This is a genomic window from Streptomyces sp. NPDC018263 (genome assembly GCF_055562575.1).
The window spans coordinates 54,798-66,513 of record NZ_JBVHFA010000010.1 but is presented as its reverse complement, the minus strand read 5'-3'; the positions used below and the strand labels follow the sequence as shown (position 1 = coordinate 66,513).

Genomic DNA, 11,716 nt, shown 5'->3' with positions numbered 1-11,716 from the left:
GGTGAGGAGGCAGCAGCGTATGACCAGCGTCCCCGTGCGGCCCGCGGACACCGGCGGCCCCGCCCCGGGCTCCGTGCGGGCCCGCTGCCGAGGCTGGCTGCTGGAGGGTCTGAGTGAGCGGACCGCCCGGCATCCGGGACCGCACCGCACTCCGCAGGAGGACCACGAGGGCCACCGCTGGTGGCGGGTGATGTGCCTGACCGGCGTCGACTACTTCTCCACCCTCGGCTACCAGCCCGGCATCGCCGCCCTCGCGGCCGGTGCCCTCTCCCCGCTGGCCACCCTGGTGCTGATCGCGCTGACCCTGTTCGGCGCCCTCCCGGTCTACCGCAGGGTGGCCCGCGAGAGCCCGCACGGCGAGGGCTCGATCGCCATGCTGGAGCGGCTGCTGTCCTGGTGGTCCGGGAAGATCCTGGTGCTGGTGCTGCTGGGGTTCGCCGCCACCGACTTCATGATCACCATGACGCTGTCCTCGGCGGACGCGGCCGCGCATGTGATGGAGAATCCGTTCGCCCCGCACTGGACCCGGGGCGAGGGCGTCTGGATCACCCTGGTCCTGCTCGGGCTGCTCGGCGCGGTCTTCCTGAAGGGGTTCCAGGAGGCCATCGGGATCGCGGTCGTGCTGGTCGCCACCTATCTCGCCCTCAATGTGGTGGTCCTCGCCGTCTGCGCCTACCAGATCCTCACCCACCCGGTGCGGATCGAGGACTGGACGCATCTGATGACGGCGGAGCACTCCTCGCCGCTCGCCATGGTCGGCGTGGCCCTGCTGGTCTTCCCCAAGCTCGCGCTCGGCATGTCCGGCTTCGAGACCGGCGTGGCGGTGATGCCCCAGATCAAGGGCGGCGCGCAGGACACCTACGAGAACCCGGCGGGCCGCATCCGGGGCGCCCGCAAGCTGCTCACCACCGCCGCGCTGATCATGAGCTGCCTGCTGCTGCTCTCCAGCCTGGCGACGACGATCCTGATCCCCGAGAAGGACTTCCAGGCCGGCGGGCCGGCCAACGGACGCGCCCTCGCCTATCTCGCCCACCAGTACCTCGGCGAGATCTTCGGCACGGTGTACGACCTGTCGACCATCACCATCCTGTGGTTCGCGGGCGCCTCCGCGATGGCCGGCCTGCTCAATCTGGTCCCGCGCTATCTGCCCCGCTACGGCATGGCCCCGGAGTGGACGCGCGCCGTACGCCCGCTGGTCCTGGTGTTCCTCGCGGCGGCCGTGCTGATCACCCTGTGGTTCCACGCCAGTGTGGACGCGCAGAGCGGGGCGTACGCGACCGGCGTGCTGGTGCTGATGCTCTCGGCCGCCTTCGCCTCCACGGTCGCGGTGCACCGGCGCGGACACCGGGCGGCCACCCTCGGCTTCGGCGCGATCACCGCCGTCTTCGCCTACACCCTGGTCGCCAATGTCATCGAGCGGCCGGACGGCATCAAGATCGCGTCCATCTTCATCGTGCTGATCATGCTGACCTCGTTCGGCTCCCGCGTGCACCGCGCCTTCGAACTGCGCGCCACGGACGTGGTGTTCGACGAGGCCGCGCTGCGGATCATCGAAGAGGCGGCCGAGCACGGCCCGCTCCAGCTCATCGCCAACGAGCCGCAGGAGCACAGCAGACGGGAGTACCGGGAGAAGGAGCGCGAGCAGCGCCAGCACACCCGGCTCCCCAAGGGCGCCTCGGTGGTGTTCCTGGAGGTGTTCGTGCGGGACTCCTCCGACTTCACCGCCGAGATCACCGTCCATGGCGACGAGAAGCACGGGGTACGGCGGCTGCGCGCGGACGGGCCGACGGTGCCCAACACCATCGCGGCCGTCCTGCTGGCCCTGCGCGACCGCACCGGCAAGGTGCCGCACGTCTACTTCAACTGGACCGAGGGCAACCCGATCGGCCACCTGCTCCAGTTCCTGGTCTTCGGCAACGGCGAGGCGGCCCCGGTCACCCGCGAGGTGCTCCGCCGCGCGGAACCGGACCCGGAGCGACGGCCCTGGGTGCACGTCGGCTGAAACCTCAGCCGGGGTTGCCCAGCTCCCCCGCGAGGTCGAGGGCGAGGAGGCGGTCGGCGTAGAGGAAGGTCTCGAAGCGGGCGCCGTCGGGGACGTCCGGGGCGTGTCCCACGTCCCGGAGCACCGCGAGGACGCCGGGCAGGTCGAGGTCGTCCTCCCAGGCCGCGCGCAGCCGGGCGCGGACCTCGTCCGGCACCGGGCGCGAGGGCTGGTTCGCCCAGCGGGCCACCCCGGTGCGCCATTCGGCGGCGGTCCGCGCGGCCTCCTCCAGCGCGCCGGCGTCCAGCTCGGCGGGCTCGCCGCGCGGGACGGAGAGCAGCGCCAGGCGCAGGGCGCCGGGGTCCGCCAGGAGCTCCTGCACGTCCTTTCCGGAGCCGTCCCACCCGGCCGGCGCCACGGCGAGCACCACTCCGGCGCCGGGAAGCGCCTCGGTCGCGGCCCGCACATGCACCACCTGGGCCTCCCCCAGGCCGGATGCCACGTCCCGGCTGTCCTCGAACGGGCGGATGCTCAACGCCGTTGCCGCCGCGCCGAGTTCGGCCTGTTCACGGGGTGCGGTGAGCATGGTCCAGACGGGGGTGCCGCCCAGTTCCAGGGCGCGGACGAGAAGGTCGGCGGTGAGCAGTACCCGCAGCGCCGTCAGGTCGAGGCCGCCCGCGTGGGCCTCCACGCGGGTCAGGCCCCGGCGGGCGGGGGTGGCGGGGACGGGCTCGCCGGTCCGGGCGTCGAGGATGCGCAGCACGCAGCGAGCGTAGGCGCGCGGAGGCCCGGACGCAGCACCTTGTGCCGATTCCGGACAGCGTGGCGGGCAAGCGGGGGAATCGGCGCGCGGCACCCGCTGTTGTCCCCACCGCACAGTTCCCGCATCTGGAGGAGGCCGCCGTGTACGGCGACGAGGCGACGATCCGCACCATCCTGACCGGCCCGGGCGACACCTGGGCGGTGGTCGGCCTCTCGAACAACCGGAACCGGGCCGCCTACGGAGTCGCCGAGGTGCTGCGCCGGTACGGCAAGCGAGTGGTGCCGGTGCACCCGAAGGCCGAGCCGGTCGGGGGCGAGCAGGGGTACGCGAGCCTCGCCGACATCCCGTTCGACGTGGACGTGGTCGACGTGTTCGTCAACAGCGAGCTGGCCGGCGCGGTGGCCGACGAGGCGGTGGCCAAGGGCGCCCGCGCGGTCTGGTTCCAGCTCGGCGTGGTGGACGAGGCGGCGTACGAACGGACGCGGGCGGCGGGCCTGGAGATGGTGATGGACGCCTGCCCGGCGATCGAGATCCCCCGCCTGGGCTAGAGCGTGTCGCCCTGGATCCCGAGCCCCTCGATCACGACCGCGCCGGGGATCTCTCCGAACGCCTTGCCCGGTACCAGGAGTTTGCCGCGCCGGCGGCCGCTGCCGACCAGGACGTAGGGCAGGTCCAGCACCGCGGAGTCGACCAACAGCGGCCAGTCGGCGGGGAGTCCGAGCGGGGTGATGCCGCCGTACTCCATGCCGGTCTCGCCGGTGGCGAGGTCCATGGGCGCGAACGACGCCTTGCGGGCGCCCAGTTGACGGCGGACCGTGCCGTTCACGTCGACCTTCGTCCGGGACAGCACCAGGCAGGCGGCGAGCGTGGTCTCGCCGCCGCGCTTGCCCGCGACCACCACGCAGTTGGCGCTCAGCTCGGGCAGGTCGGCGCCGTAGTGCTGGACGAAGACGGCGGTGTCCGCGAGGTCCGGGTCGGTGTCGACGTACAGGATCTGCTCGGCGGGGACGCTCCCCCGCCAGTTCCGTACCGCCTCCGCGACCGGTGAGGTCAGTTCGGCCAGGGCCTCGGGGGCGGGGAGGGCGTTGTCGAAGTCTCCGATGGGGGCGCGCATGGCGGCACCGTAACAGCCCTCTTCCGGTGCCCCTCAGCGCACTGGGGGCACGGAGACCGCCATGACCATGCGCAGGGGTACGTCGCCCTCGTTGCCGTAGGTGTGCGGGGTGTCCGCCTCGAAGGTGGCGCTCGCCCCGGCCGGGACCGCGTGCCGTACCCCGTCGACCTCCAGGGTGAGTTCGCCGGAGGTGACGTGGACCAGCTCGACCGTGCCGGAGGGGTGCGGGTCGGCGCTGCTGTGCTCGCCCGGCATCAGGTTCCAGTCCCACAGCTCCAGCGGGCCGGGCGCCTCGGTGCCGGCCAGCAGCCGGTTGTAGCTGCCGCCCTCGGTGTGCCAGAGCCGTACCGCCTGGTCGGCGGGGACGACGCGCACGCGCGGTCCCTGTTCGTAGTCGAGCAGGGTGGTGACGCTGATCCCGAGCGCGTCGCCGATCTTGACGACGGTACCGATGCTGGGGTTGGTGCGGGCCTGCTCGATCTGGATGAGCATGCCCCGGCTGACCCCGGCGCGGGCGGCCAGCGTGTCCAGCGTGAAGCCGCGCTCGGTGCGCCAGCGGCGGACGTTGCGCGCCAGGGACCGGGTCAGCAGGTCGAGGTCCGCCACATCACGTCCATTGCAGATCACATCGGGGGGCACAGAGGTCACAGGGGCCTCTTCGGTCACAGGAAGGAATGACCGGATCGGGTGCACGGGGCGGCGGCGCGCCGCACCCGGCCGTGCACCGCACTGTACTGCGCGGTCCGGTACGGAGCACGCGGTCTAGCCTTCCACGTCCAGCCTGGCGAGCTGCTCCACCTGCTCCTCGTCCAGCGCGGCCAGCGCGCCCAGTTGCGCGGAGCTGACGCCGGCCGGGGGCGGCACCGGTGCGGGGGTGCGCAGGGGTGGCTGCCAGCCCTCCTCGGGCGTCCAGCGGCGTACGACGCGGGCGGGTGCCCCGGCGACCACGGCGTGGTCCGGGACCGTGCCGCGCACCACCGCGCCGGCCGCGACCACCACGTTCCGGCCGATCCGGGCGCCGGGCAGGATCACCGCGCCGGTGCCGATCCAGCAGCCGGGGCCGATCTCCACGGGCTCCATCCGGGGCCACTGGCGGCCGATGGGCTCGTGCGGGTCGTCGTAGGAGTGGTTGGTGGAGGTGACGTAGACGTACGGGCCGAAGTAGCAGTCGCGGCCGATGGTGACCGTGGTGTCCGCGATGACGTGGCTGCCCCGGCCGAGGACCACGCCGTCCCCGATGCGCAGGATCGGGTCGGGGCCGAGGTCGAGATCGGGCATGAGGCCGGCGGTGAGGGTGACCTGTTCGCCGATGATGCAGTGCGAGCCGAGCGTGATCCAGGGCTCGCCGAAGACCGTGCCGAGCGGGAAGGCGAGCCGGGTGGCCTCACCGATCGCGCGGAACCGGAAGCGGCCCGGATGCTCGGCGGTGACCGCACCGCTGCGCTGCACCCAGCCCCACGCGGCATGGACGGCACGCTGGGCGAGCCCCTGCCGCCAGGAGGAGAACGTGTTCTTGCGCTTCGGCACCCGCCCACGTTACTCAGCGGTCACTCACCGCGAGACGCCGGCCGCCTGTGATCTTCACCCCATCCGGCGGGCACCGCGATGCCCTACCGTGCGCGGGGTGACCGCCCGGCGCGGTCCGGCCCGATTTTCGCCCAGCAGGAAGACGGTGGACACGGATGACGCACAAGGCCCTGATCGTGGGCATCGGCGGCAGGGAACCGGAGATCGCCCCGGAGGCGTTCGTCGCCCCGAACGCCACGGTGATCGGTGACGTGACCCTGCGGGCGGGCGCGAGCGTCTGGTACGGGGCCGTGGTGCGCGGTGACGTGGAGCGGATCACCGTCGGCGCGGACGCCAACATCCAGGACAACGCGACCCTGCACGCCGACCCCGGTTTCCCGCTGACGATCGGTGAGCGCGTCTCCGTCGGCCACAACGCCGTGGTGCACGGCGCCACGGTCGAGGACGACTGCCTGGTCGGGATGGGCGCGACCGTGCTGAACGGCGCGGTGATCGGCGCCGGTTCCCTGGTCGCCGCCCAGGCCCTGGTGCCGCAGGGCATGGTCGTGCCGCCCGGTTCGCTGGTGGCGGGGGTTCCGGCGAAGGTGCGCCGGGAGCTGTCGGAGGAGGAGCGGCAGGGCGTCACCCTGAACGGCACGCTGTACGCGGACCTGGCGAAGACGCACCGGGCCGTGCACGAGTAGGAGGGGCGCGGGCGGGGCCCCTACGCCTGGTCGGCGCCCACCGGCTCGGCCTCGGGGGCCTGCTCCGTGGACTCCTTGCGCTGCGAGCGGCGCTTCATGACCACGAAGGAGGCGAGGCCGACGACGACCGCGGCGGCCAGCGCCACCCAGGAGAACCGCTTGAGCCAGTCCTCCGCGACCATGCCGACGTAGTAGACGACGGCCGTGGTGCCGCCCGCCCAGACGACGCCGCCGAGCACGTTGGCGATCAGGAACTTCCAGTACGGCATGCGCAGGACACCCGCGAGGGGCCCGGCGAAGATGCGGAGCAGGGCGATGAAGCGGCCGAAGAAGACGGCCCACATGCCCCACTTCTCGAAGGACCGCTCGGCGGTGGCGACGTGGGCCTCGCCGAAGTGGCGTGGGAACTTCCGCTCCAGCCAGGCGAGCAGCGGACGCCCGCCCCTGCGGCCGATCGCGTAGCCGATGGAGTCACCGATCACCGCGCCGGCCGTGGCGCAGGCGCCGAGGACGAAGGGGTCGATCCCGGTGTGCTGGGAGGACATCAGCGCCGCCGAGACGAGGACGATCTCGCCGGGCAGCGGGATGCCGAGGCTCTCCAGCCCGATCACCAGGCTCACCAGGGCGTAGACGGCGACTGCGGGCACCGAGTCCAGCCATTCCTGCACGTGCACCGCGGTTCCTCCCGGTCGCCGATCGCACCCTGCCGGGCGCGCCTAACCCGCGCGCCCTCCGGGAAGGCTACCCGGTCGCCGCGCACCGCCGGCGGGCACGGCCGCTGAGCCCAGGGCGAACGACCGCATGCCCGCGCGGCCGGACGCGCAGGCTTCAGGCATGGACCTGATCGAGGTACTGCCGACTCTGCACATGCTCCGCTTCCCGGTGGGGGCGGCCTATCTGTGGCGGGACGGCGACGAGCTGACCCTGATCGACGCCGGGGCGGCGGGCGCGACGGCGGAGATCGAGGAGGTGCTCGACGGCGAGCTGCGGCGGATCGTGCTGACGCACTGGCACGAGGACCACACCGGTTCGGCGGCCCGTCTCGCCGCCCGGCACGGCGCTGAGGTTGTCGCGCACCGGCTGGAGGCGCCGGTGATCCGGGGCGAGGCGGCCGGGGCGCCGCCGGTGCTGGAGGAGTTCGAGATCCCGATCCGGGCGGGGGTCCCGGCCCTGCCCCCGGCTCCGCCGTGCCGGGTGGACCGGGAGGTGGCGGACGGGGACGTGCTGGAGTTCGGCGGCGGGGCGGTGGTGGTCGCGGTGCCGGGCCACACGGACGGGTCGATCGCCGTGCACCTGCCCGGGCCGGGGGTGCTGTTCACCGGGGACGCGGTCGCGAACGTCGGCCGGACGACCCTGGGCGTCTTCAACACCGACCGCGCGCGGGCCGTCGCGTCGCTGCACCGGCTGGCCGCGCTGGAGGCGGACACGGCGGTCTTCGGCCACGGCGACCCGGTCGTCCACGGTGCGGCGGCGGCCCTGCGGGCAGCGGCCGCCGCGACCGGGTGAGGGAGGTCAGCCGTTGGGCCGCAGGGTCCAGACGACGGTCATCTCGCCGGAGACGGCACCGTCCTCGCGCTGGATGGTGATGGCGACCGGGAACTCGGGGCGGGTGCCCGCGTCCAGCTCCGCGACGACCTCGGCGTCCGGGCGGCCCAGGGTGGCGGTGGCGGTCACCGGGCCGAGGGCGAGCTTCTTGTAATCGATCTCGGCGCGCACCGCGAGCGGCACGGCCCGCGAGAGCTGCTCGCCGAAGGCGGTCAGGACGATGGCCCCGCTCGCGGACTCGGCCAGCGTGAACATCGCGCCGGCGTGCGGGCCGCCCAGGTGGTTGTGGTACTCGGACTGGTCCGGCAGCCGGAGCACCGCGCGCTCGGGGGTGACCTCGATGAACTCCAGGTTCAGGGTCCGCACCATCGGCACCGCGGCGGCCAGCATGTCGCCCATGGAGGCGCTCTCAACTGTCATGACCGCGATGTTACCGACGGGTAGCGAACCTGGCCAGCCCCGGTTCCGACCGTTTCGGTACGCCCCTGACGAGGGACGGTGACCGAAACGTGTCCCGTGGCGCATTAGGGTTCAGGCCATGTGGCCAGGAGAGCAGCCGCCAGGGGGCGCGCAGAACCCGCAGGACAACCCGTATCAGCAGCCGGGTTACCAGCAGCCGAATCCGTATCAGCAGCCCGGCTACCAGCAGTACCCGCAGCCGAACCCGTACGGGCAGCAGCCCCAGTGGGGGCCGCCGACGCAGCCGCCGCACAAGCCGGGCGGGAGCAAGCGGGTCAAGGTCGTCGCCATCGTGTCGGCCCTCGCGGTCGTGGTCACCGCCGGGGTGACGGGGTATCTGGTCCTCGGCTCCAAGGACGACGGGCACGACGAGGCCAAGGGCGGGAAGAAGATCAGCCAGGCGCCCACGCCCGAGCCGACGGTGAGTTCGTCCGCGCCGGACGACAACCCGCGCGGCGGGGAGGGGGAGAAGCCGGTCGTCGCGGGCTGGAAGGTCGTCGTCAACCCGAAGTTCGGCACCGCGTTCGACGTGCCGCCGGAGTGGCAGCTCGAGTCCACGGACACCTCCTACTTCATGGAGGACCACGCCGACGACGACAAGCTGATCACCTCGGTGTCCGCGCCCGCCGTCTACAAGTCCAAGTGGTGCACGGACGACAGCGACAAGGACGGCCGCACGGAGGACACCTCGCTGGCCGTGGCCGGTACGCGCGGTGAGAGCGGCGCGAAGAGCCCCGAGCAGGCCGCCGTGATGCGGGTCCCGTGGTACGTCTACGGCGGTTACACCCAGCCGGACAAGAAGAGCCTCACGTACGACAAGAAGACCAAGCCCTTCACAACGTCCTCGGGCGTCAAGGGCGCCTACGCGTGGGCGCGTTCGTCGGGCAGTCCGCAGAAGGGCAAGTGCGCGAGCGACGGCAAGGCGATCTCCTTCGCCTTCCGCAACTCCGCCCAGGACATCGTGTCGTTCGACCTCTACGGCGCCAAGGGCGTGAAGGAGGAGGTCGACACGGCGACCATCATGAAGATCCTGTCCTCCGTCCGACTGCACGGGGACCCCACGGAGAGCTGACGAACGACGTGTAATCGGGTTGGCATCCGCAGGGCCGCCCGGCCATAGTCGGCCGGTGATCCCGGACTCTTCCCCGCGCCCCTCGTGGGCGGGCCGCAACTACTCGCTGCTGACCGGCGCTGCCGTCGTCACCGGCCTCGGTGCCAACGGGTCGCTGATAGCCGCCGCGTTCGCCGTGCTGGACGCGGGCGGTGACGCCGGGGACGTGGGACTGGTGGCGGCGGCCCGCACCCTGCCGCTGGTGGTGTTCCTGCTCATCGGCGGCGCGGTCGCGGACCGGTTGCCCCGGCACCGGGTGATGGTCGCGGCCAACGCGCTCAACTGCGCCTCCCAGGGCGCGTTCGCCCTGCTGGTCCTGACGGGGGAACCCCGGCTGTGGCAGATGATGCTGCTGACCGCGCTCGGCGGCACCGGGCAGGCGTTCTTCAGTCCGGCGGCCGAGGGGATGCTGCTCTCCTCGGTCGAGGGTGAGCACGCGGGCCGTGCCTTCGCCCTGTTCCGGATGGCCACCCAAGGGGCGGCGCTCGGCGGGGCGGCGCTCGGGGGTGCCCTGGTCGCCGCGGTCGGGCCCGGCTGGGTGCTGGCGCTGGACGCGGGGTGCTTCGCCGTCGCCGGTGCGTGCCGCGCGTTCCTCGACGTCAGCCACATCCCGCCCCGCGAACCGGGCACGGGGCTGCTGGCCGATCTCCGCGACGGCTGGGCCGAGTTCATCGGGCGGCCCTGGCTGTGGGGCATCGTCGTCCAGTTCTCCCTGGTCAACGCGGTGGTCGGCGCGGCCAACGCGGTGTATGGCCCGCTCGTCGCCCGCGACAGCCTGGGTGGCGCCGGGCCCTGGGGGCTGGCCCTGGGCGCCTTCGGCGCGGGCACGGCGGCGGGCGCCCTGCTGATGACCCGCTACCGCCCCCGCCGCCTCCTCCTCGCCGGCACCCTCTCCGTCTTCCCCCTGGCCCTCCCCTCCGCCGCCCTCGCCGTCCCGGTACCCGTAGGGGTCCTCTACGGCGTCATGTTCCTCGCCGGTGCGACGGTGGAGATCTTCGGAGTCTCCTGGATGACCGCCCTCCACCAGGAAATCCCCGAACACAAGCTCTCCCGCGTCTCCGCCTACGACTGGTTCGGCTCAGTGGCCCTCATCCCCCTCGCCACATCCCTGGCCGGGCCAGCCCAGACCGCCTTCGGCCGCACCCCGGCCCTGTGGGGCACGTCAGCGCTGATCGTCCTCGCGACGGGGCTCGTCCTACTGATCCCGGACGTCAGGGGATTGCGTCGCAGGGATACGACGAGTGCGGTCTCGGCCGATACCACTAGCTCCCAAGAAGCGCAGCCAGCTAAAAGTCAATAGCCCATGACGGCTAGTCATTTATGACCAGGGCCGAGATGCTGTGCGGAGCGTCGATTCGGACGTGCTCGCGCACTCGTCGAGAGGCAGCTCGCATGACTTCCGAACCTGCACCCGAGTCATCCCCTGCGCGCCGCTCCCCCGAAGGCGGGCCGCCGGTCCCCTGGTGGGTCGTCGCGCTGTCACTCGCCATCGCGACGGGGGCGTACGTCCTCCTGGTCGTGGTCGGGAAACAGGACGGCGCGGCCACTGCCGGCTCCCTCGCCGCCCTGATGACAGGCGTCCTGGCCGCGCTGGCGGCCCTCGGGCGCGAGCGGTAGCGCGGCGGCCGGCCCTGCCGCGGTCCTCAGCCGATGCCGAAGGCGCCGGTCGGGGGCTCGGGAGACGGGACGGCGTTCGAGTCGGCTACGGGGTGGGCCGTGCCCATGAACTTCTTCAGTGGGTCGCCGTGTTCGACGCGGGCCGGGAAGGCGTCGGCGGCTGTGCGGCGAGCCAAGGGGGCCGTGTTCAGAGGGGTGTGGGAGGCCAGGAGGATCGCGTTGCCGAAGCGGCGGCCCCGTAGGACCGCGGGTTCCGCGATCAGGGCCAGGTGCTCGAACAACGCGGCCAGGTTGGCCAGTTGGGAGCGGAGGAAGGTGAAGGGGGCCGCGTCGGCGAGGTTGGCCAGGTAGAGGCCGGCCGGGCGGAGTACGCGTTCCGCTTCTCGGGCGTAGTCGAGGGACGTGAGGTGGGCCGGGACCCGGGAGCCGCCGAAGACGTCCGCGATGACGACGTCGGCGCTGTCGTCGGGGGCCGCCTCCAGCCACGCCCGTGCGTCGGCGGCGTGGGTGGTGATGCCCGAGCCGGGCTGCAGCGGGAGGTGTTCGGTGACCAGGTCGAGGAGGCCCTGGTCGGCCTCGATCACGTCCTGCCGGGAGCCGGGCCGGGTCGCGGCGACGTACCGGGGCAGGGTGAGCGCTCCCCCGCCCAGGTGCAGCGCGTCCAGCGCCCGGCCGGGCTCGGCCGCGACGTCGAGGGCGTGGCCGAGCCGCCGGGCGTACTCGAACTCCAGGTGCTCCGGCTCGTCCAGGTCGACGTAGGACTGCGGAGCCCCGTCGACGGTGAGCAGCCAGGCCCGGTCCCGGTCGACGTCGGGCATCAGCTTGGCGGTGCCGTGGTCGACGACCCTGCTCACGGGTATCGGTTCGCTCACCCGGCCATTGTCGCCGCTCCGACGGGGTGCGCGGAGCCGGGCCC

General features: G+C 72.8%; 14 protein-coding genes. 7 read left to right on the top strand and 7 right to left on the bottom strand.

What is annotated here, in order from left to right:
- The first annotated feature begins 19 nt into the window (after positions 1 to 19).
- The gene (locus ACZ3HQ_RS27330) at positions 20 to 2,002 is read left to right on the top strand and encodes an APC family permease (protein WP_467514894.1); all 1,983 of its coding nucleotides are present in this window, start codon (positions 20 to 22) and stop codon (positions 2,000 to 2,002) included.
- Between the two features lie 4 nt (positions 2,003 to 2,006).
- Here ACZ3HQ_RS27330 and ACZ3HQ_RS27325 read toward each other — a convergent pair whose 3' ends face one another.
- Positions 2,007 to 2,744: a hypothetical protein gene (locus ACZ3HQ_RS27325; RefSeq protein WP_467514893.1), complete on the bottom strand. Its 738-nt coding sequence runs from the start codon at positions 2,742 to 2,744 to the stop codon at positions 2,007 to 2,009.
- Positions 2,745 to 2,884: 140 nt separating this feature from the next.
- Here ACZ3HQ_RS27325 and ACZ3HQ_RS27320 point away from each other — a divergent pair, with 140 nt between their 5' ends.
- Positions 2,885 to 3,292, top strand: coding sequence for a CoA-binding protein (locus ACZ3HQ_RS27320; protein ID WP_467515113.1), 408 nt, complete (start codon positions 2,885 to 2,887; stop codon positions 3,290 to 3,292).
- On the opposite strand, the gene ACZ3HQ_RS27315 is transcribed toward ACZ3HQ_RS27320, so the two are convergent.
- The 3 genes from ACZ3HQ_RS27315 to ACZ3HQ_RS27305 form a co-directional block, all read right to left on the bottom strand.
- Positions 3,289 to 3,858 (bottom strand): YbaK/EbsC family protein, encoded by a 570-nt coding sequence (locus ACZ3HQ_RS27315; RefSeq protein ID WP_467514892.1) that lies wholly within the window; start codon positions 3,856 to 3,858, stop codon positions 3,289 to 3,291. The two genes, ACZ3HQ_RS27320 and ACZ3HQ_RS27315, sit on opposite strands and share 4 nt — an antisense overlap.
- Positions 3,859 to 3,891: 33 nt before the next feature.
- Positions 3,892 to 4,464, bottom strand: coding sequence for a helix-turn-helix domain-containing protein (locus tag ACZ3HQ_RS27310; protein ID WP_467515111.1), 573 nt, complete (start codon positions 4,462 to 4,464; stop codon positions 3,892 to 3,894).
- A gap of 156 nt (positions 4,465 to 4,620) precedes the next feature.
- Positions 4,621 to 5,385: an acyltransferase gene (locus ACZ3HQ_RS27305; protein WP_467514890.1), complete on the bottom strand. Its 765-nt coding sequence runs from the start codon at positions 5,383 to 5,385 to the stop codon at positions 4,621 to 4,623.
- A gap of 155 nt (positions 5,386 to 5,540) precedes the next feature.
- Between ACZ3HQ_RS27305 and ACZ3HQ_RS27300 the strand changes: the two genes are divergently transcribed.
- Complete coding sequence (locus tag ACZ3HQ_RS27300) at positions 5,541 to 6,068, top strand: gamma carbonic anhydrase family protein (protein ID WP_467514889.1); 528 nt, start codon at positions 5,541 to 5,543, stop codon at positions 6,066 to 6,068.
- Positions 6,069 to 6,088: 20 nt separating this feature from the next.
- On the opposite strand, the gene ACZ3HQ_RS27295 is transcribed toward ACZ3HQ_RS27300, so the two are convergent.
- Positions 6,089 to 6,742, bottom strand: a complete 654-nt coding sequence (locus ACZ3HQ_RS27295) for a DedA family protein (protein WP_467514887.1) — start codon at positions 6,740 to 6,742, stop codon at positions 6,089 to 6,091.
- Positions 6,743 to 6,902: 160 nt separating this feature from the next.
- On the opposite strand from ACZ3HQ_RS27295, the gene ACZ3HQ_RS27290 reads away from it, so the two are divergent.
- On the top strand, positions 6,903 to 7,574 hold the full coding sequence (locus ACZ3HQ_RS27290) for an MBL fold metallo-hydrolase (RefSeq protein ID WP_467514885.1): 672 nt from the start codon (positions 6,903 to 6,905) through the stop codon (positions 7,572 to 7,574).
- Between the two features lie 6 nt (positions 7,575 to 7,580).
- On the opposite strand, the gene ACZ3HQ_RS27285 is transcribed toward ACZ3HQ_RS27290, so the two are convergent.
- On the bottom strand, positions 7,581 to 8,033 hold the full coding sequence (locus ACZ3HQ_RS27285) for a DUF4442 domain-containing protein (protein ID WP_467514884.1): 453 nt from the start codon (positions 8,031 to 8,033) through the stop codon (positions 7,581 to 7,583).
- 118 nt (positions 8,034 to 8,151) lie between these two features.
- Here ACZ3HQ_RS27285 and ACZ3HQ_RS27280 point away from each other — a divergent pair, with 118 nt between their 5' ends.
- The 3 genes from ACZ3HQ_RS27280 (at position 8,152) to ACZ3HQ_RS27270 (ending at position 10,800) form a co-directional block, all read left to right on the top strand.
- Positions 8,152 to 9,144, top strand: a complete 993-nt coding sequence (locus ACZ3HQ_RS27280; RefSeq protein WP_467514882.1) for a DUF8017 domain-containing protein — start codon at positions 8,152 to 8,154, stop codon at positions 9,142 to 9,144.
- A gap of 55 nt (positions 9,145 to 9,199) precedes the next feature.
- Positions 9,200 to 10,483, top strand: a complete 1,284-nt coding sequence (locus ACZ3HQ_RS27275; protein WP_467514880.1) for an MFS transporter — start codon at positions 9,200 to 9,202, stop codon at positions 10,481 to 10,483.
- A gap of 92 nt (positions 10,484 to 10,575) precedes the next feature.
- Positions 10,576 to 10,800 carry a hypothetical protein gene (locus ACZ3HQ_RS27270; protein ID WP_467514878.1) on the top strand — a complete coding sequence of 75 codons (225 nt, stop codon included), beginning with the start codon at positions 10,576 to 10,578 and terminating at the stop codon, positions 10,798 to 10,800.
- A gap of 26 nt (positions 10,801 to 10,826) precedes the next feature.
- Here the strand turns inward: ACZ3HQ_RS27270 and ACZ3HQ_RS27265 are convergent, their stop codons facing one another.
- Complete coding sequence (locus ACZ3HQ_RS27265; protein ID WP_467514877.1) at positions 10,827 to 11,672, bottom strand: spermidine synthase; 846 nt, start codon at positions 11,670 to 11,672, stop codon at positions 10,827 to 10,829.
- Positions 11,673 to 11,716 lie beyond the last annotated feature (44 nt).

Coding starts and splice junctions, on each gene's coding strand:
- ACZ3HQ_RS27290 (WP_467514885.1), top strand. CDS start 6,903: ATGGACCTGATCGAGGTACTGCCGACTCTGCACATGCTCCGCTTCCCG.
- ACZ3HQ_RS27280 (WP_467514882.1), top strand. CDS start 8,152: ATGTGGCCAGGAGAGCAGCCGCCAGGGGGCGCGCAGAACCCGCAGGAC.
- ACZ3HQ_RS27330 (WP_467514894.1), top strand. CDS start 20: ATGACCAGCGTCCCCGTGCGGCCCGCGGACACCGGCGGCCCCGCCCCG.
- ACZ3HQ_RS27300 (WP_467514889.1), top strand. CDS start 5,541: ATGACGCACAAGGCCCTGATCGTGGGCATCGGCGGCAGGGAACCGGAG.
- ACZ3HQ_RS27270 (WP_467514878.1), top strand. CDS start 10,576: ATGACTTCCGAACCTGCACCCGAGTCATCCCCTGCGCGCCGCTCCCCC.
- ACZ3HQ_RS27285 (WP_467514884.1), bottom strand. CDS start 8,033: ATGACAGTTGAGAGCGCCTCCATGGGCGACATGCTGGCCGCCGCGGTG.
- ACZ3HQ_RS27315 (WP_467514892.1), bottom strand. CDS start 3,858: ATGCGCGCCCCCATCGGAGACTTCGACAACGCCCTCCCCGCCCCCGAG.